Origin of the sequence: Spirillospora sp. CA-108201 (genome assembly GCF_050936235.1) — a bacterium.
GTDB lineage: Bacteria > Actinomycetota > Actinomycetes > Streptosporangiales > Streptosporangiaceae > Spirillospora.
On the sequence record NZ_JBNJNE010000001.1, the window covers coordinates 7,867,905 to 7,884,735 of the forward strand.

The 16,831-nt window shown below is 73.1% G+C and carries 17 protein-coding genes; 5 read left to right on the forward strand and 12 right to left on the reverse strand.

Annotated features, from left to right (window positions below; all coding sequences use genetic code 11):
• The first annotated feature begins 3 nt into the window (after window positions 1–3).
• Entirely contained in the window at window positions 4–1,053 is a 1,050-nt protein-coding gene (galT, locus tag ACQEU6_RS37850; protein WP_499338500.1) for a galactose-1-phosphate uridylyltransferase, read from the forward strand.
• A gap of 70 nt (window positions 1,054–1,123) precedes the next feature.
• Window positions 1,124–2,032 carry a WD40 repeat domain-containing protein gene (locus tag ACQEU6_RS37855; RefSeq protein WP_499338501.1) on the forward strand — a complete coding sequence of 303 codons (909 nt, stop codon included), beginning with the start codon at window positions 1,124–1,126 and terminating at the stop codon, window positions 2,030–2,032.
• Between the two features lie 342 nt (window positions 2,033–2,374).
• On the opposite strand, the gene ACQEU6_RS37860 is transcribed toward ACQEU6_RS37855, so the two are convergent.
• The 10 genes from ACQEU6_RS37860 to ACQEU6_RS37905 form a co-directional block, all read right to left on the reverse strand.
• Window positions 2,375–3,310 (reverse strand): LamG-like jellyroll fold domain-containing protein, encoded by a 936-nt coding sequence (locus ACQEU6_RS37860; RefSeq protein ID WP_499338502.1) that lies wholly within the window; start codon window positions 3,308–3,310, stop codon window positions 2,375–2,377.
• A gap of 61 nt (window positions 3,311–3,371) precedes the next feature.
• Window positions 3,372–5,465 (reverse strand): PQQ-dependent sugar dehydrogenase, encoded by a 2,094-nt coding sequence (locus tag ACQEU6_RS37865; RefSeq protein WP_499338503.1) that lies wholly within the window; start codon window positions 5,463–5,465, stop codon window positions 3,372–3,374.
• A 125-nt stretch (window positions 5,466–5,590) separates the two neighbouring features.
• Window positions 5,591–5,893: a hypothetical protein gene (locus ACQEU6_RS37870; RefSeq protein WP_499338504.1), complete on the reverse strand. Its 303-nt coding sequence runs from the start codon at window positions 5,891–5,893 to the stop codon at window positions 5,591–5,593.
• Window positions 5,884–6,831, reverse strand: a complete 948-nt coding sequence (locus ACQEU6_RS37875; RefSeq protein ID WP_499338505.1) for an SLC5/6 family protein — start codon at window positions 6,829–6,831, stop codon at window positions 5,884–5,886. Before ACQEU6_RS37875 ends, ACQEU6_RS37870 begins: the two co-directional genes overlap by 10 nt.
• Window positions 6,828–7,676 (reverse strand): sugar phosphate isomerase/epimerase family protein, encoded by an 849-nt coding sequence (locus tag ACQEU6_RS37880; protein ID WP_499338506.1) that lies wholly within the window; start codon window positions 7,674–7,676, stop codon window positions 6,828–6,830. Before ACQEU6_RS37880 ends, ACQEU6_RS37875 begins: the two co-directional genes overlap by 4 nt.
• Window positions 7,673–8,788: a dihydrodipicolinate synthase family protein gene (locus ACQEU6_RS37885; RefSeq protein ID WP_499338507.1), complete on the reverse strand. Its 1,116-nt coding sequence runs from the start codon at window positions 8,786–8,788 to the stop codon at window positions 7,673–7,675. The genes ACQEU6_RS37880 and ACQEU6_RS37885 overlap by 4 nt, the downstream gene beginning before the upstream one ends.
• The gene (locus ACQEU6_RS37890; RefSeq protein ID WP_499338508.1) at window positions 8,785–9,936 is read right to left on the reverse strand and encodes a Gfo/Idh/MocA family protein; all 1,152 of its coding nucleotides are present in this window, start codon (window positions 9,934–9,936) and stop codon (window positions 8,785–8,787) included. The genes ACQEU6_RS37885 and ACQEU6_RS37890 overlap by 4 nt, the downstream gene beginning before the upstream one ends.
• A 58-nt stretch (window positions 9,937–9,994) precedes the next feature.
• On the reverse strand, window positions 9,995–10,804 hold the full coding sequence (locus tag ACQEU6_RS37895) for an ABC transporter ATP-binding protein (protein ID WP_499338509.1): 810 nt from the start codon (window positions 10,802–10,804) through the stop codon (window positions 9,995–9,997).
• 20 nt (window positions 10,805–10,824) lie between these two features.
• Complete coding sequence (locus ACQEU6_RS37900; protein WP_499338510.1) at window positions 10,825–11,847, reverse strand: ABC transporter substrate-binding protein; 1,023 nt, start codon at window positions 11,845–11,847, stop codon at window positions 10,825–10,827.
• 120 nt (window positions 11,848–11,967) lie between these two features.
• Complete coding sequence (locus ACQEU6_RS37905) at window positions 11,968–12,837, reverse strand: ABC transporter permease (RefSeq protein ID WP_499338511.1); 870 nt, start codon at window positions 12,835–12,837, stop codon at window positions 11,968–11,970.
• A 142-nt stretch (window positions 12,838–12,979) separates the two neighbouring features.
• Here ACQEU6_RS37905 and ACQEU6_RS37910 point away from each other — a divergent pair, with 142 nt between their 5' ends.
• Together ACQEU6_RS37910 and ACQEU6_RS37915 are read left to right on the forward strand one after the other, a co-directional pair.
• Window positions 12,980–14,038 carry a LacI family DNA-binding transcriptional regulator gene (locus tag ACQEU6_RS37910; protein ID WP_499338512.1) on the forward strand — a complete coding sequence of 353 codons (1,059 nt, stop codon included), beginning with the start codon at window positions 12,980–12,982 and terminating at the stop codon, window positions 14,036–14,038.
• A 28-nt stretch (window positions 14,039–14,066) separates the two neighbouring features.
• A complete protein-coding gene (locus tag ACQEU6_RS37915) occupies window positions 14,067–15,191 on the forward strand; it encodes a mandelate racemase/muconate lactonizing enzyme family protein (RefSeq protein WP_499338513.1) in 1,125 nt (374 codons plus the stop codon).
• A gap of 57 nt (window positions 15,192–15,248) precedes the next feature.
• On the opposite strand, the gene ACQEU6_RS37920 is transcribed toward ACQEU6_RS37915, so the two are convergent.
• Window positions 15,249–15,377: a hypothetical protein gene (locus ACQEU6_RS37920; RefSeq protein ID WP_499338514.1), complete on the reverse strand. Its 129-nt coding sequence runs from the start codon at window positions 15,375–15,377 to the stop codon at window positions 15,249–15,251.
• 195 nt (window positions 15,378–15,572) lie between these two features.
• Here ACQEU6_RS37920 and ybiA point away from each other — a divergent pair, with 195 nt between their 5' ends.
• The gene (gene ybiA / locus ACQEU6_RS37925; RefSeq protein ID WP_499338515.1) at window positions 15,573–16,100 is read left to right on the forward strand and encodes a riboflavin biosynthesis intermediates N-glycosidase; all 528 of its coding nucleotides are present in this window, start codon (window positions 15,573–15,575) and stop codon (window positions 16,098–16,100) included.
• A 44-nt stretch (window positions 16,101–16,144) separates the two neighbouring features.
• Here ybiA and ACQEU6_RS37930 read toward each other — a convergent pair whose 3' ends face one another.
• Window positions 16,145–16,744, reverse strand: a complete 600-nt coding sequence (locus ACQEU6_RS37930; RefSeq protein WP_499338516.1) for a helix-turn-helix domain-containing protein — start codon at window positions 16,742–16,744, stop codon at window positions 16,145–16,147.
• Window positions 16,745–16,831 lie beyond the last annotated feature (87 nt).

Sequence of the window (16,831 nt, forward strand, 5' to 3'; positions counted from 1 at the left end):
GAGATGAACCGGACACGCGCGCGGCTCTCGGACGGCCGCGAGATCGTCTACTACGACGAGGCCCCCGGCCGGGCTCCCGTCGCGGATCCGCGCGGCCTGCCGCCCGTCGAGCCGGTGTGCGAGGTCCGGCGCGACCCGCTGACCGGCGACCACGTCACGATCACCCGGCATCGCAACACGCGGACGTTCCTGCCGCCCGCCGACCAGTGCCCGCTGTGCCCCGGCGGCCCGGCCTCGGAGATCCCGGACCCGTCCTACGACGTCGCCGTGTTCGAGAACCGCTTCCCGTCCTTCGACGTCCGCACCCCGCCGGCGCCGCCCCCGATCGACGGTGTGGAACGGTCCCGCGGCGCCGGGCGCTGCGAGGTCGTGTGCTTCACCGACGACCACGCCGCCTCGATGGCGCTGCTGCCCGTCTCCCGCGTGCGGGCGGTCGTCGACGCGTGGGCCGACCGCACCGCCGAGCTGTCGGCGGTCCCCGGCGTCGCGCAGGTCTTCGCGTTCGAGAACCGCGGCGTCGAGATCGGCGTGACCCTGCACCACCCGCACGGCCAGATCTACGCCTACCCGTTCCTCACCCCCCGCACCGAGCGGATGCTGGCGTCGGCCGCCGCGAACCCCGGCCTGTTCGGCGACGTGCTGAAGGCCGAGCGCGCCGGCAGCCGCGTCGTGCTGTCCGGCGAGCACTGGACGGCCTACGTCCCCGCCGCCGCCCGCTGGCCGGTCGAGGTGCACCTGATGCCGCACCGCCACGTCCCCGACATGGCCGCCCTCGACGCGGGGGAGCGCGACGAGCTGGCCGTCCTCTACCGCGACCTGCTGCGCCGCTGCGACGCCCTCTACGGCGTCCCGCTGCCCTACGTCGCGGGCTGGCACCAGGCGCCGGTCGGCGAGGGCCGCGACCTGCTCCGCCTGCACCTGGAGCTGTTCTCGGTCAGGCGCGCCCCCGACAAGATCAAGTACCTGGCGGGATCGGAGTCGGGCATGGCCGCCTGGATCAACGACGTCCCGCCGGAGGACATCGCCGACCGGCTGCGCGCCGCCCGCGTCTGACTCGGGCTTGACCTGACCGATTTTCCGACTGTCTGGAACGATCTCCGCTGTGTGGCCTACGCTCCGACCCATGCCGGAAAGCGTGCTGGCGGACCCGTTGGCGCGAGGGTCCTTCGACGGCGTCGCCGCCACCGCCGAGCGCCCGTCGCTGGCGTTCACCTCCCGGGTCGGGCAGGGCGTGAACACCGGCCAGGCGTGGGACCTGGCGGCCGGCGCGCCGCTCGGCCCGCCGATCCCCGGCTTCCCCGCCGACCGGGCCGACTGGGCGTTCGGCCTCCCCGCCGGATCGCCCACCGTCGCCTGGACGCACCGCGACCGCCTCCACGTCCACGACCTCGGCACGGGCGGCGAACTCGTCCTGGACGCCCACCCCGACCTGCTCGGCCTCACCGTCCACCACGGCCGCGGCGCGGTCGTCGCCGTCTTCGGCCCCGCGAACGACGCCGAGGTCGCCGTGTGGGACGCCCGCACGGGCGACCGCCTCGCCGACTTCCGCCTCTGGCTCGGCCACCGCAGCGCCGTCGGCCGCCGCCTCCTGCACGCCACGCCCGCGACGGGCGCCCTCGCCGGCCTGACCGGCGACTCCGCGGCCGCGCTCCTGGACCTCGAACGCGGCGAGGAGATCGCCTCGGCCCCGTCCGGCGCCGCGACCCTCGCCCCGTCCCCGGACGGCCTCGTGCTGCTCTGCCCGTGCCCGGAGGGCCTCGGAGTCCACGGCCTGGACGGCGACCGCCTCGCGACCCTCTCCGCGCCCGCCCAGTGCGACCAGGTGACCGCGGCCCTGGTCGACGGTCACCTCCTGGTGGCCGCCGCCCTCCGGGACGCCCCTGACACCCTCGTGGCCTGGAACGGCGCCGCCCCGGCCCCGTCTCACCGCATCAAGCTCCCGACCCCGGCCAACGACCTGGCCCTGGCCCCCGACGGCACCCTCCTGGCCGCCACGGACACCGCCCTCTACACCGCCCGCCTGGGCTGCTAGGAGCACCTCCCGGTTGCGGAGCCGCCTCCTCCTCCGCCTCAGATGTCAGTGGCGCAGACATACTCGTGCTGTGGCGTCACCGGGCGCCGCAGCGTGGGGGAGCGACATGGCCGGGGTTCTGGTTTTCCATCACGGGCACGGGCTGACCGCCGGCGTCCGTGAGTTCGCCGGACGGTTGCAGCGAGCCGGGCACACCGTCCACGTCCCGGACCTGTCCAGGGGCAGACGTTCGACAGCCTTGAGAAGGGCATGAGCTACGCCGAGGACGCCGGGTCCGCCGCGGTCACCGCGCGCGGCACCGCCGGCGCCCGTGGGCGCCGGCGGTGGGGGTGGGGTGGGAGGTCAGCGGTTGGCGAACTTGTACTGGACGGCCGCTTCCTTCGGGGTGAGGGGGCGGTCGAGGAACATCAGGCCGTCCATGCGGCAGTTGCAGGGGTTGCCCTCCGCGGTGTTCTGCGGGAAGCTGCCGCCGATCTTGATGCCGCGGGGGTCCGTGGCGGACGTGACGTGGGGCGAGGGGGTGCCTTCGAGGCTCCACGGGTCCCCGGCCGTCGTGTAGAAGCCCTCCAGCGGCCTGCCGTTCTTGTAGAGCGCCATCTTGCCGGTGTCGTAGTCGAACGTCGCAGCGAGGTGCACCCAGGTGTTCTGGGGGAGGATGCTCCGCCAGTCCTCGCTCGCCGCGAACGTCTGGGACTTCGAGCCGTCCACGCGGCGGCCCAGCGCGACGACGTGCAGGGTGCCGGAGACCTCGATGATCTCCAGCAGGGCGCGCACGGCGTGGCCGTCGGAGTCGCCGGTGAGGAGGCCGGACAGGCCGATCGCGTTGTAGACGTCGTCGGGGTTCGAGCTCTGGCTGTTGGGGCTCGGGTTCGTCCCCGTCATCTTGACCCAGCCCGCGAGGGTCGCGCCCTTGACGGCGTTGAACGCGCGCAGGGACGGGACGCCGGTCGGGGAGTAGACCCCCGCCTTCCAGTCGTCGTTGCCCTTCGTGGACGGGTTGACCTGCCCGAGCTGGATGGCGTGCCGCCGCGCGCCGTCGCGGACCCGCATGGCCGCGCCGCCGTTGATCAGGTTGATCGTGGTTCCGGAGCGTCCGCTGTCGGCCTCGCGGGACGGGTCGCCCGGGACGGGGTGCTCGAAGTCGTAGTAGGAGATGAGGTTCTTCTTCAGCGGCGGGAAGACGCCGCCGGTCGAGGCGTGGGCCGGGGCTGCGGTGGCGCAGAGGGAGGCGCCCAGCAGCGCGGTGGTGAGTGCGGCGGTGCCGCGGCGAATCATCATGTCGACTCCTTGGGGCCCTCCGGGCGGGCGGCGGTGTGCGGCGCCCGCCCGGAGGAGGCCGTTACTTCGCCGGGACTCCGCGGACCGTCAGGTCGCGGAGCCGGCCGATGTTGTCGAACGAGCCGAAGCCCACCCGGCCGGAGCCGAGGGTCCTGTCGAGGGCGGTGAAGACCGGCTTGGACGAACCGTCCACGTAGACGGCGGTCTCGCCGGTGTCCGCGCGGCGGTCCACCCGGACGCGGTGCCACGCCTCGTCGGTGATGGAGGGCGGGGCGCCGTGCGACCGGTTGGCGTTCCACTGCTGGTCGATGCGCAGCCGGTCGGCGCCGTTCACCAGGAAGATCCCGTTGTGGGGGTAGATGGTGTTGTCGCTGGACAGGTGGGCGTAGTAGAAGTGCGTGTCGTCCTGGTAGCCGAAGATGACGATCACGTCCCGGTTGCTGACCGACACCGGCGTGTCGAGCCTGACCTTCGCGTCGATCCGCGTCGTGGTGAGCACGGGGCCCTTGTTCAGCACCGCGTACTCGAACGGGCGGCGCGGGCCGGGGCGCTGCTCGCCGGCCTCGGCCAGGATCACCTGGTCGCCGGGGAACTGCCACTTGGACGGCGTGACGGGCGTCCAGTCGGCGGCGCCCATCGCCTTCGCGACGCGGACCGGGCCCGTCGCGCCGGACGCGACCCGCTTCGTCCCGACGACCTTCCAGATCTTGCCGTTGGCCTTGGCGAGCAGGTACGGCTCGCCCTTGCCGTCCGACCCGTACCGCAGGTCGACGCGCTTGTCGCCGGCCAGCTCCTGCATCGTGACGGGCTTGCCGGAGGTGTCGTAGGCCGCCAGGTCGTAGATCTGGGCGCGGTTCGTCCCCGTCGCGTCGTGCTTCATCTCCGACTCTTCGGTGTACATGAGCCGGCCGCTGACGATGTCGGTGAACAGGTACTTGCCGCGCAGGGCGGGCAGCCTGGCGCCGCGGTAGACGTAGCCGCCGGAGATGGCGCGGCCGACGTCGCTGGAGCAGTCCCAGTTCGCGGGCGGGTCGTGGTCGTAGGCCGCGAGCGGGTACTCGTAGTCGTACTTGGCGTCGTCGGCCGGCAGCGGGTACAGGTGGCAGCGGTCGTCCTTGCGGAACGTGAACGCGCCCTCCCGCTCGCTCCACCCGATGTTCGCGCCCGGGTAGAGCTCGTGGATCGACTCGATCTCGTGCTCGCCGATGTGCGCGAGGAACAGCCGGTGCGTGCCTCCGGTGTCCCAGCTGAAGCGGTGCGGGTCGCGCATGCCGTAGGCGTAGATCTCGCCGAGCCTGCCGGCCTGCCCTGCGAAGGGGTTGTCGGCCGGGACGCCGTACCTGCCGTTGGCGCTGTTCTTCCCGGCCGGGTCGATCCGCAGGATCTTGCCCTGGGGGACGCCCAGGTTCTGCGGGTCGCCGCCGTTGTCGCCGACGTTGCCGTTGCCGCCGTCGCCGACCGACAGGTAGAGCTTGCCGTAGTCGGCGTCGCCCGGACGGGCGTTGGGGTTGAAGTCGATCTGCTGGAGGTTGTGGACGCGACCGGCGAACCCGATGCGCAGGATCTCGCGGTGCGTCCCGGAGAAGGTGTCGGCCTTGGGGTTCGTGGCCGTCCACTCGTCGATGACGCCGTGGTAGCCGGTCTTCGGCTGCGGGGTGAGGTCGGGCGTCTTGGTCTTGAGCGCGTTGCCCGCCTCGACGTGCGTGGTGTAGAACTTCCCGTTCTTCCGGAAGTCGGGGTGGAACGCGACGAATCCGAAGCCCTGGCCGAGTCCGGCCTGGGAGAAGAAGTCGGGCGCGAACGTGGCGGCGACGTCGAGGTAGACGTGCGGGGTGCGGGTCTTCTTGTCGAGCAGGTAGAGGTTGCCGTTCAGGTCGGGCACGTACAGGCGGCCCGAGTTGTCGGGGACCTCACCGACGTGGTTGATGCGGTTCCACCGCAGCAGCCGCGGGTCGGTGGGGGTGCCCGACGGCGTCGACTTCGGCAGCTGCGCGACCTCCTGGAGGACGAGGCCGAGGCCGGACGGGGCGGGGTCTTCGGGGATCGGGTCGAGGATGGGGGCGTCGTCCCGGGCCTGGGCCGCAGGCGGGACACTGAGCAGCGGCAGCAGCAGCGCCGCGATCGTCAGGAGACACCAGCTGAGCTTTCTTCGCATTCCGGCCGTCCTAGGGTGGGGATCGGGGGCAGGAAAGCGCTTTCTGGAAGCGCTTTCCAGAAGGTACGACCGGTCTCGCCCGACGTCAAGGACGAATTTCGGGCCAGCCGGATGTGGACATCTCGTCACGACCGCGCGCGGCGGAACCACGCGTGGACCAGCGTCGCGGCCGTGGAGGCGACGAGGCCGACGGGCGCGGCGGCGGCATGCCCGGCCAGGGTGAGGGCCACGGCCACCGCGGCGCCGGGCGCCCAGATCCACGTCGCCACGGGCCGCCCCGCGCGCCCGCGCCGCCTGCGCCCGAACTCCGCCGCCATCGGCGGGACGAGCGCCGGCAGCGCCGCCGCCAGCACCGTCAGCCATTCGAGCAGCATCCGGTCGACCCGCAGCGCCGCCAGCACCGCCCCGGGCAGAGCGATCACCAGCACCGCCGCGACCCGCCGCCCCTCCACCCGCGACGCGGGGGCGCCGCGGGACGGGCGGGGAGGAAGCGGCCCGCGGCGAGGGCGCCGGAGTGGACGGCGGCGAGGGTCGGGGCTATGACCGACGCGGCGACGAACAGGTTCGCGGCCGGGAGTCCGTCCGGGCCGGCGAGGACCGCGACCACGTCGGTGGAGCCGCTGGCCGCCGCGACCCCGGCGCCGACGACGGAGGCCGCGAGGGCGGGGACGACGAGCAGGGCGACGCACGCCGCGAGGTCGCGGCGGCCGCGCAGGCCGACGGTGAAGTCGGGCGCCCGCACGGCGAACACCGACACGTAGCCGATGTACCCGGCGAGGTCCGCGGCGAGGACGCCGGGCGGACCGTCCCGCGCGAGCGAGACCGGCGAGGCGGGCGGCGCGAGCTTCACCGCGACGATGCCGATCAGCGCGACCGCGGTGAGGGTGGTGGCGACGGCGACCGCGTTCCACCGCCCCCCTCCCGCGACCAGCACCGCGACGGTGGGGACGGCCAAGGCCGCGACGCCGACCGCGTCCGGGACGCCGCCGAGCGCCGCGGCGGCCGCGCCGCCGAGGCCGACGTTGAACCCGAACCAGCCGACCATCGCGACCGCGAGCAGCGCCGTGAAGGCGCGTTCGGCGACCGGGGCCAGGTAGCGGGGCGACAGGTCGGCCATGCCGGCGTTCTCCCCGGCGGGCTCCCGCAGCCCGAGCCGCCCCTGCGCGGCCAGCAGCGCGGCCATGACCGCCCCGCCGACCACCAGGACCGGGACGGGCAGCGCGCCGCCGTGCCGCGCGCCGACCTGTGCCCCGAGGACCAGCGCGCCCGGCGCCGTCCCGATCCCGAGCCACGCCCCGGACGCCGCCCGCCACGTCCGCCCGCCGCCGGCGCCGGACGTGTGCGGGCGCGCCGGAGCGGACGTCACGCCCCGTGCTCCGCGGACGCGTGCTCCGCGGTGGCGTGCTCCTCGAAGACGTGCTCCTCGAAGCGGGCCATCGTGAGCGCGAGGGCCTCGGGGCCCGGCATGGCCCACAGCGCGTCGTTGAAGATCTCCACCTCGATCGGTCCGGTGTAGCCGGTGGCGTCCACGGCCTCGCGGAACCGGCGCAGCTCGACGCGCCCGTCGCCGAGCATGCCGCGCCCGGTGAGGACGCCCTCGGGCAGCGGCGTGACCCAGTCGGCGACCTGGAACAGCGAGATCCGGCCCTCGGCGCCCGCGCGGGCGATGCCGTCCCACACCGCCGGGTCCCACCACAGGTGGTAGGTGTCGACCATGACGCCCACCTGGGCGGACGGGAACGGCGCCGCGAGGTCGAGCGCCTGCCCGAGGGTGGAGACGACGCAGCGGTCCGAGCAGAACATCGGGTGCAGCGGCTCGATCGCGAGCTGGACGCCGTGCTCGCCCGCGTAGGGCGCGAGTTCGGCCAGGACGTCGGCGACGCGCGAGCGCGCCCCGTCCAGGTCGCGGGACCCGTCCGGGAGGCCGCCGCTGACCAGGCACAGGGCGGGCGCCCCCAGCTCGGCGGCCTCCTCGACGGCGCGGCGGTTGTTCTCCAGCGCGTCCGGTTCCTGGAAGAAGCCGCCCCGGCAGAGGGACGTGACCGCCAGCCCGTGGTCGCGCATGAGCTTGCCGGTGCGGGCCAGGCCGTACTCGGCGACGGGTTCGCGCCACAGCCCGACCCCCGTCACCCCGGCGGACGCGCAGCCGGCGGCCAGTTCCTCCAGGGGCCAGTGCCTGGTCGTCCACTGGTTGAGGCTGAACCTCGTCACGCGGCCCCCTGGACGGTCAGCCAGGCGCGCATCCGGTGCGCCGCGAGGTCGGGGTCGGGGAAGAGGCCGGCGGCGTCGGCGAGCCGGAAGAGGCCGGACATGTGCGTCACCGAGCGCGCGGTCTCCAGCCCGCCGACCATGCGGAAGTGCCGCTGGTGGCCGGTCAGCCAGGCCAGGAACACCACACCCGTCTTGTAGTAGTAGGTGGGGGTCTCGAAGAGGTGCCGGGCCAGCGGCACGGTCGGGGCGAAGATCTCCTCGTAGGACGCGGTGTCGCCGCCGTCCAGCGCGTGCAGGGCCGCCGCGGCGGCGGGCGCGATGGGGTCGAAGACGCCGAGCAGCGCGTCGCTGTGCCCCTCGGAGTCGCCCCGGATCAGCTCCGGGTAGTTGAAGTCGTCCCCGGTGTAGAGCCGGACGCCGGACGGCAGGCGGCGGCGCAGGTCGACCTCCCGCCCCGCGTCCAGCAGGGAGATCTTCACCCCGTCGATCCGGGAGGCGTGCTCGCCGATGAGGGCGAGCAGCGCGCCGGACGCGACGTCGAGGTCGGCCGAGCCCCAGTAGCCCTCCAGCGCCGGGTCGAACATCGGGCCCAGCCAGTGCAGCACGACCGGCCGCCTGACCTGGGCCAGCAGCCGCCCGTAGACGGCGGCGTAGTCCTCCGGGCCGGTCGCCGCGGCGGCCAGGTGCCGGCTCGCCATCAGCACCGGCACCGCGCCGGCGGACTCGATGACGGCGAGCTGCTCCTCGTAGGCGGCGGCGATGTCCTCCAGCGACGCGGGACCGGGGGGCAGCTGGTCGGTGCCCGCTCCGCAGACGATCCGGCCTCCTGCTGAAAGCGCTTCCTCACCGCTCCGCACGATGAGCTCGCGGGTCGTCGTCCAGTCCAGGCCCATGCCGCGCTGGGCGGTGTCCATCGCCTCGGCGACGCCCAGCCCGTAGGACCACAGGTGCCGGCGGAACGCCAGCGTCGCGTCCCAGTCCAGCGACTCCTCGCCCGCCACCACGTGCGCGGCCGCGTACGCGACCCGCGACGCCGCGGGCCCGGCGGGCGGCTTGTAGGTGCGCGGCTCGCTCATCGCGTGGCCGGGCGCCCCGGGCAGGTCGATCCTCATGGCGTCAGCTCCGGGACGTCGAGGCGGCGGCCCTCCCGCCACGCCTGGAGGCCGAGCTCGGCGAGCTGGACCCCGCGTGCCCCCTCGTAGAAGTCCCAGGGGAAGGGGCCGTCGTCGGCGACGTGCCGCAGGAACATCTCCCACTGGGCCTTGAAGCCGTTGTCGAAGTCGGTGTTGTCGGGGATCTCCTGCCACTGGGAGCGGAAGTCCTCGGTGGCGGGCAGGTCGGGGTTCCACACCGGCTTCGGCGTCATCGAGCGGTGCTGGACGCGGCAGCGCCGCAGCCCCGCGACCGCCGACCCCTCGGTGCCGTCGACCTGGAACTCCACCAGCTCGTCGCGGAACACCCGGGTGGCCCACGAGGAGTTGATCTGGGCGACGATCCCGCCCTCCAGCTCGAAGATCCCGTAGGCGGCGTCGTCGGCGGTGGCCTCGTAGGGCTTGTCGTGCTCGTCCACCCGCTCGCCGATGTGCGTGGCGCCGAGCGCCTGCACCGACCGCACCGGCGCGATCACCCCGTCCAGCACGTACCGCCAGTGGCAGAACATGTCCAGGATGATGCCGCCGCCGTCCTCGGCGCGGTAGTTCCAGCTGGGCCGCTGGGCCTCCTGCCAGTCGCCCTCGAACACCCAGTACCCGAACTCGCCGCGCACCGACAGGATCCGGCCGAAGAACCCGCCGTCCACCAGCCGCTTGAGCTTGAGCAGCCCCGGCAGGAACAGCTTGTCCTGCACCACGCCGTGCTTGACCCCGGCGTCCCGGGCCAGGCGGGCCAGGGCGAGCGCCTCGCCGAGGTCCTCGGCGAGGGGCTTCTCGGTGTAGACGTGCTTGCCGGCGGCCACCGCCGCGCGGATCGCCTCGACCCGCGCGCCGGTGACCTGGGCGTCGAAGTAGACGTCGATGCCCGGACGCGCCAGCGCCTCGGCCAGGTCGGTCGTCCACGCCGTCAGCCCGTGCCGTTCGGCCAGTTCGCGCAGCTTGACCTCGCTGCGTCCCACCAGCACCGGCTCCGGCCACAGCACGGTGCCCTCGGCCGTGCGGACCCCGCCCTGCTCCCTGATCGCGAGGATCGAGCGGAGTAGATGCTGGCGGTACCCCATCCGGCCGGTGACGCCGTTCATGACGATCCCGATGGACCTGCGTGCCATCCCGTTCCTTCCTAGCCTGTCGTGTGTCCTGTGCGGCGCGCCCTCTGCGGCGCGCCGGTCAGTCGGCCGCGCCGCCCGCGCCGAGGAGGCCCCGGACGCGGTTGGTGACGCGGGCGAACTCCGGGCGGGCCATCGTGGCGGCGTAGTCGCGCTCCGCGGGCAGGTCGACGTCGATGATCTCGTCGATCGACCCGGGCCTGTCGGTCATCACCACGACGCGGTTCGCCAGGTAGGCGGCCTCCGCGATGGAGTGCGTGACCAGCAGGACGGTCGTGCCCGTCTCCCGCCAGATCCGGTTCATCTCGATGTTGAGCTGCTCGCGGGTGAGGGCGTCGAGGGCGCCGAACGGCTCGTCCATCAGCAGGACGGGCGGCTCGTGCAGGAGCGCCCGGCACAGCGCGACCCGCTGCTGCATGCCGCCGGACAGCTCGTGCGGCAGCGCGTCCTCGAAGCCCTTGAGCCCGGTCATCTCGATCAGCTCGTCGGTCCGCCGGCGCGCCTGCTCGGACGGCATCTTGCGCATCTCCGCCTGGAGCAGGATGTTCTTGCGGGCGCTGCGCCACTCCAGCAGCGCGGCCCGCTGGAACACGTAGCCGATGTCGTGGCGCGGTCCCCTGACGCTGTCGCCGCGCAGCCGCACGTCCCCGGTCGAGGGCTTCAGCAGCCCCGCGACCAGCTTCAGCATCGTGGACTTGCCGCAGCCGGACGGGCCGACGATCGCGACGAACTCCCCCATGGGGACGTCCAGCGACACCTCGCGCAGGGCGGTGACGTCGCGCTTGCGGGTGCGGAACCGGACGGCGACCTCGTCGAGGCTGACGGCCGTCTCCCGGCCGGCGGCCGGCTTCGCGGTGGATTGCTCGCTCATGGTCCTCATCGCTCGTCCCGTCATGTCTGCGGCGCGGCGGACGCCTGCCAGTACTCCGACGGCGCCTGCGCCTTCCCGATGACCCCGGCCTGCTGGAAGGTGGAGATCGTCTGCTTCCAGTCGTCCTCGGAGTTGACGCCGGGCGCCTTGCCCTGCGTCGCGGGGGTGTGCAGCAGCGTCAGCGTGGTCTTGAACTGCTCGGTGAGCACCTTCTCGGGCGGGAGCTGCTCGGACGCGCCCGCCATGCTCGCGACGGCGCCCGCCTGGTCGGACTCCGCGGCGGTCCACGACTCGCTCGTGGCCGCGACCATCTCCTTGACGAGCTTGGCGTCGCTCTTCAGCTTCCGCTCGCCGGCCAGCAGGCCGTTGGAGAAGAAGTTCAGCCCGAAGTCGGAGTACCGCAGGTACGAGACCTCCTTGCCGGACTTGGCGGCCATCGTCGGGCCCTGGTCGTTCGCGAAGCCCATGAGCCCCTGGGTCTTGCCGGCCAGCACCGCGGCCATCTTCCCGGCCGGGTCGGTGTTCTGGACGGGGACGTCGCTCGCGCTCATCCCGTTCTTCTGCAGGAACACCGGGAAGGTGCGCGCCAGCGCGTCCCCGGCCGTCCCGGCGATCTTCTTGCCCTTCAGGTCGGCGGGCTTCTTGATCCCGGCCGAGGTGAACGACTGCACCGACGCGGGCGTCGTCTGCAGGAACACGCCGATGCTCTTGACCGGCATCCCCTTGTCGACGGCGGCGAGCAGGGCGGGCGTGTCGGCCCAGCCGAAGTCGGTCTGCCCGGCGCCGGTGGCCTGGACGGTCTTCTGCGAGCCCTGGCCCGCCTTGATCTCCAGGTCGATGCCGTGCTTCTCGAAGATCCCCTTCTGCTTGCCGTAGTAGAACGGCGCGTGCTCGCCGTAGGGGTACCAGTTCAGGGTCAGCGTGACCTTGGTGAGCTTCTTGCCCGAGGCGCTCGTGCTCTCGCCGGAGTCACCGCCGCAGGCGGCGCCGGTGAGTGCGAGTGCCGGAGCCATGACGGCGATGGCGAGGGTGCGGAGTTTCATCAGGACGGCCCTCCGTAAAGGGGTGGGTTGTTCTCGGCCGTTGGTCTGTCGGGACGTCCCGTCCGGCGGATTCCGGGCGGGCGGTTCGGGTGGCGGGGGGCGCGTCCGCCGGCGACGCCGTCAGTAGGTGGTGGTGACGGCGTCGCCGCGGCGGCTGGCGTGCCACGGGAGCAGCAGCTTCTCCGCGACCTCGACGACGACGAACAGCACGACGCCGATGGCCGACATGACCAGCAGCCCGGCGAACAGCATCGGGGTGTCGAGATTGCCGTTGGCCTGCAGGATCACGTATCCGAGCCCCTCGTTCGCGCCGACGAACTCGCCGACCACGGCGCCGGTGACGGCCAGGGTGACCGCGACCTTCAGGCCGGAGAACAGGTGCGGGAGCGACGCCGGCATCCGGATCTTGGTGAACGTGGCCATCGGGCTCGCGCCCATCGTGGCCGACAGCTGGAGCATCTCGGGGTCCACCGCCTTCAGCCCGGCGACCATCGAGATCACCACCGGGAAGAAGGCGATCAGCACCGCCACGACGATCTTGGGGCCGATGCCGAAGCCGAGCCACACCACGAACAGCGGCGCGATGGCGATCTTCGGGATGACCTGCGCGAACAGCAGGATCGGGTAGAGGGTGCGCTCGACCGTGGCCGAGTACACCATGAGCACCGCGGACGCGACGCCGATGAGCACCGCGAGCGCGAAGCCGATCAGGGTCTCGTACGTGGTGACCCACGTGTGGTGCCAGATGTAGCCCCACTTGTCGCCCATCAGCCGCAGCGTCGCCCCGGGCGAGGGGACGAGGTAGGCCTCGACCAGCTTGAAGGCGCTGATCGCCCACCACGCGGCGAAGCAGGCCACCAGCAGGGCGGCGGGTCGCCACGACCGTTCCAGGCCGTCGCGGATCCGCTCGCCCGCGCGGGGCCTGGCGCGTTCCACGACGCCCGCCGCGTCCGCCGAGGGCGGTGCGGCCGTCGTACCCTGACTCACCATGGGTTCCTCCGGACGGGGTGGTTCGGAAAGCGCGTTCAGAAAGCGCTTTCTGATGTACCGTAAGAACCGGCACACGCCGCGGTCAAGAGGGTCTTCGCCAGGAACCCGCCGCGAGGGCCCGTGCCGGCCGAGGGGGACGGGGATGACGGAAGCGGCGGAAGGGGAGCGCGCCGGCGACCGGGCCTACGTGACCCTGCAGGACGTCGCGCGGGAGGCGAGCGTCTCGCTGGCCACCGCGTCCCGCGTGCTGAACGGGACCTCGCAGGTCCGCGCCGACCTGCGGGAACGTGTCCTGGCCGCGGCGGCCGAGCTGAGCTACACCCCGAACGCGCACGCCCAGGCCCTCGCCAGCTCCTCCAGCAAGTCCGTCGGCGTCGTCTGCCACGACGTCAGCGACCCCTACTTCGCCGCCGTGGCCCGCGGCGTCATGCGCACCGCCGCCGAGCACGGGATGCTGGTGATGCTCGCCAGCACGTTCCGCGACCCGGCGCGCGAGGTCGAGTACGTGGCGATGCTGCGCGCCCAGCGGGCCCGCGCGATCCTGCTCATCGGCTCCGGCTTCGAGGACCGCGACTGGGAGCGGGCGATGGCCGCCGAGCTCGACCCCTACCAGCGCACCGGCGGCCGCGTCGCCGTCCTCAGCCGGCATCGCAGCCTCAAGGTCGACGCCATCCTGCCGCAGAACCGCGAGGGCGCCGCCGCCCTCGCCCGCGCCCTGCTCGACCTCGGCCACCGCCGCTTCGGCGTGCTGACCGGCCCACGCGCCCTGACGACCGTCCACGACCGGCTCGGCGGGTTCACCGACGCGCTCGCCGACGCGGGCGTCCGGGTCGCGCCCGAGCACATCGTGGAGGCCCCCTTCACCCGCGACGGCGGCTACCGGGCGGTGTCCGAGCTGCTCCGCCACGACAATCGTCCGACCTGCGTGTTCGCCGTCACGGACGTGATGGCGGTCGGCGCGCTCGCCGCGCTGCGCGACCGCGGCGTGTTAGTGCCGGGGGAGATGTCGCTCGCCGGATTCGACGACATCTCGATCGTCCGCGACCTGACCCCGGCGCTCACCACCGTCGCGCTGCCGCTGAACGCGATGGGGGAGCGCGTCATGGGCCTGGCCCTGCGCGAGCCCGCCACCCGCCGCAGCCGCATCGAGCGCGTCGCGGGCGAGGTGGTGCTGCGCGCCAGCACCGCACCGCCCGGCTGACCCGGGCGCCCGCTTCCCGGAGGCGAGAATGAAGATCGAGAAAATCGAGGTGTTCTGCGTCGCGCTGCCCACCCGGCGCTCGTTCGGGGTGTCCGGCGGCGCGGTCGCCGTCGCCGGGCGGCCCAGCCTGCGCGTGCTGGTGAAGGTCAGCGCCGAGGGCGCGCACGGCTGGGGCGAGGCGACCCCCATCCCCGCCTGGACGTACGAGACCGCCGAGTCGATCGTCACCACGATCGACCGGTACCTCGCGCCCGCGATCACCGGCCGTCCCGCCTGGGACCTCGACGGCGTGACGGCGGCCTTCGACCGCGCCGTCAACCGGGGCTTCAGCATCGGCGCGCCGCTGGCCAAGTCGGCCGTGGACGTCGCCCTCCACGACCTCCTCGGCCGCGCCGCCGGGGTCCCGCTGGGCGTCATGTGGGGTCAGCGGCGCAGCGAGACGATCGATCTCGGGTGGATCGTCTCCGGCCGCTCCCCGGCCGAGGTGGCCGACAGCGTCGCCGAGGGCCGCGGCCTGGGATACCGCTCCTTCAAGGTCAAGGTCGGCCTGGGCCCCGAGGACGCCGAGGTCGTGGAGGCCGTCCGCCTGCACGCGGGCGACGCCGCGGCGCTGTGGGTGGACGCGAACCAGGGCTACACCGTCCGCTCGGCCCTCGCGATGGCGCACCGCCTGGAGGACCTCGGCGTGACCGCGTTCGAGCAGCCCCTCCCCGCCAACGACGTCGCGGGCCTGCGCCGCCTCCGCGACGCCAGCCCGATCCCGGTCGCCCTCGACGAGTCCCTCCGCCACCCGTCCGACCTGGCGACCTTCGTCCGCCTCGACGCGGTCGACGTCGCCATCGCGAAGGTCCAGCGCACCGGGGGCCTGACCCTGTCCCGCCGCCTGTGCGCCCTCGCCGAGGACTGCGGCGTCGAGCTGATGGGCTCCGGTCTCACCGACTCCGACCTCGGCCTCGCCGCGTCCCTGCACCTCTTCTCGGCCTTCGGCGTCGACACCCCGGTCGACCTCAACGGCCGCCAGTTCATCGAGTCCCCGTACGCCGGGCCGACCGTCGAGATCCGCGACGGCACCGCGCGCGTCCCGGACGCCCCCGGCCTCGGCGTCGAGGTGGACGAGCGGACCGTCCGCGAGCTGGCGGTCGACGTCCTCTAGACGCAGGGAACCCGCCCGGTGAACCGGGCGGGTTCTCATCTATCGGCCTGACGGCCGTCAATGCGCGGCGAGCTCGTCCTCGGACACATCGGTCTCCATGGGGCGCTCGGAGACCGGTTCCGCGGGCCGCCATTCGGGCCACGCGTCGATCTTGGTCCGCCGGGGGTTCGCCAGGGCGTTGTCCATTGTTACCGCAGTCCTCCTGTTCAAGGCCGGGCCGGATCAATAGATGGTCCCGGCGAGATGCCGGGTCCGCAAAATGGTCTAGACCGCGATCCCCAACCCGGGCCGCGGCAAACCCCATAACAACGCCAATCGATCATCCATTCCCGGCGGGAAACCGGATGGACGGCGGCGGCCTTCCCTGGCACGCTCTCATCCATGGACGTCGCCGGGCTCATCCGCCTCCAGGAGCAGGGCGCGCACCTGAGGTTCCTGTTCTTCTGGGGCCACCAGACCCCAGGTCGCGGCTACCTCAGCCAGTGGTGGCCGTCCCCCTTCACCGTGGACGGCGTGACCTACGCGACCGCCGAGCACTACATGATGGCGGAAAAGGCCCGCCTCTTCGGCGACGAGGAAACGGCCGCCGCCATCCTCGCCGCGCCCCATCCCCGCCGCGCGAAAGACCTCGGCCGCGGCGTCCGCGACTTCGACGAGCGGACGTGGCGTGACAATCGTGTGACCATTGTCACAAAGGCCAGCGAGGCCAAGTTCGCCCAGAACAAAGATCTTCGCGACTATCTCGCCGCCACCCGCGACCGCGTCCTCGTGGAAGCGAGCCCCCTGGACCGCGTCTGGGGCATCGGCCTGGCCGCCGACGACCCCCGCGCCGACGACCCCGCCTCCTGGCAGGGCGAGAACCTCCTGGGCTTCGCCCTGATGACCGCCCGCGAGACCCTCTCCTCCTGACCGCCGCACCTCGCCGCCGGTCGGGCGCCGGGACCGCGCCCCGATCAGGACGCCGCGTCCCGGCGGGGGCGGGGTCTGGCGCGGACGTGGAGGCGTTCTCCCTGGCGGCCGAAGAGGCTGAGCACCTCGACCGGGCCTTCGCCGGTGGTGCCGAACCAGTGCGGCAGCCGGGTGTCGAACTCGGCCACCTCTCCCGGGCCCAGCACCAGGTCGTGCTCCGCCAGGACCAGGCGCAGACGTCCTGACAGCACGTAGAGCCACTCGTAGCCCTCGTGGGTGCAGAGGTCGGGCACGCGACGGGCCGCCGGGAGGACCATCTTGTACGACTGGATCGGGCCGGGCTGGCGTGTCAGGGGAAGGACGGTGTTGCCGTTCACGTGCCGGGGCGTCAGCCGGACGCGGGGGTCGCCGACCTCGGGGGCGCCCACCAGCTCGTCCAGCGGGACCTGGTGGGCGTGCGAGATGGGGAGCAGCAGCTCCAGGCTCGGACGGCGCTGACCGGACTCCAGGCGCGACAGCGTGCTCTTCGAGATCCCGGTGGCCTCGGAGAGCTCGGCCAGGGTCACGTTGCGCTCGTTGCGCAGCCGCTTGAGGCGCGGGCCGACCTCGGCGAGCGCGTCGGCGATGGCGGGTGGGTGATGCATGTCCCCATTCCACTGCGGACGTCCCGGAAATGGCAACAAAGGTTGTCGTCCGGACGGCGGGGAGGCCACTGTCCGCGGCGGAGGTGA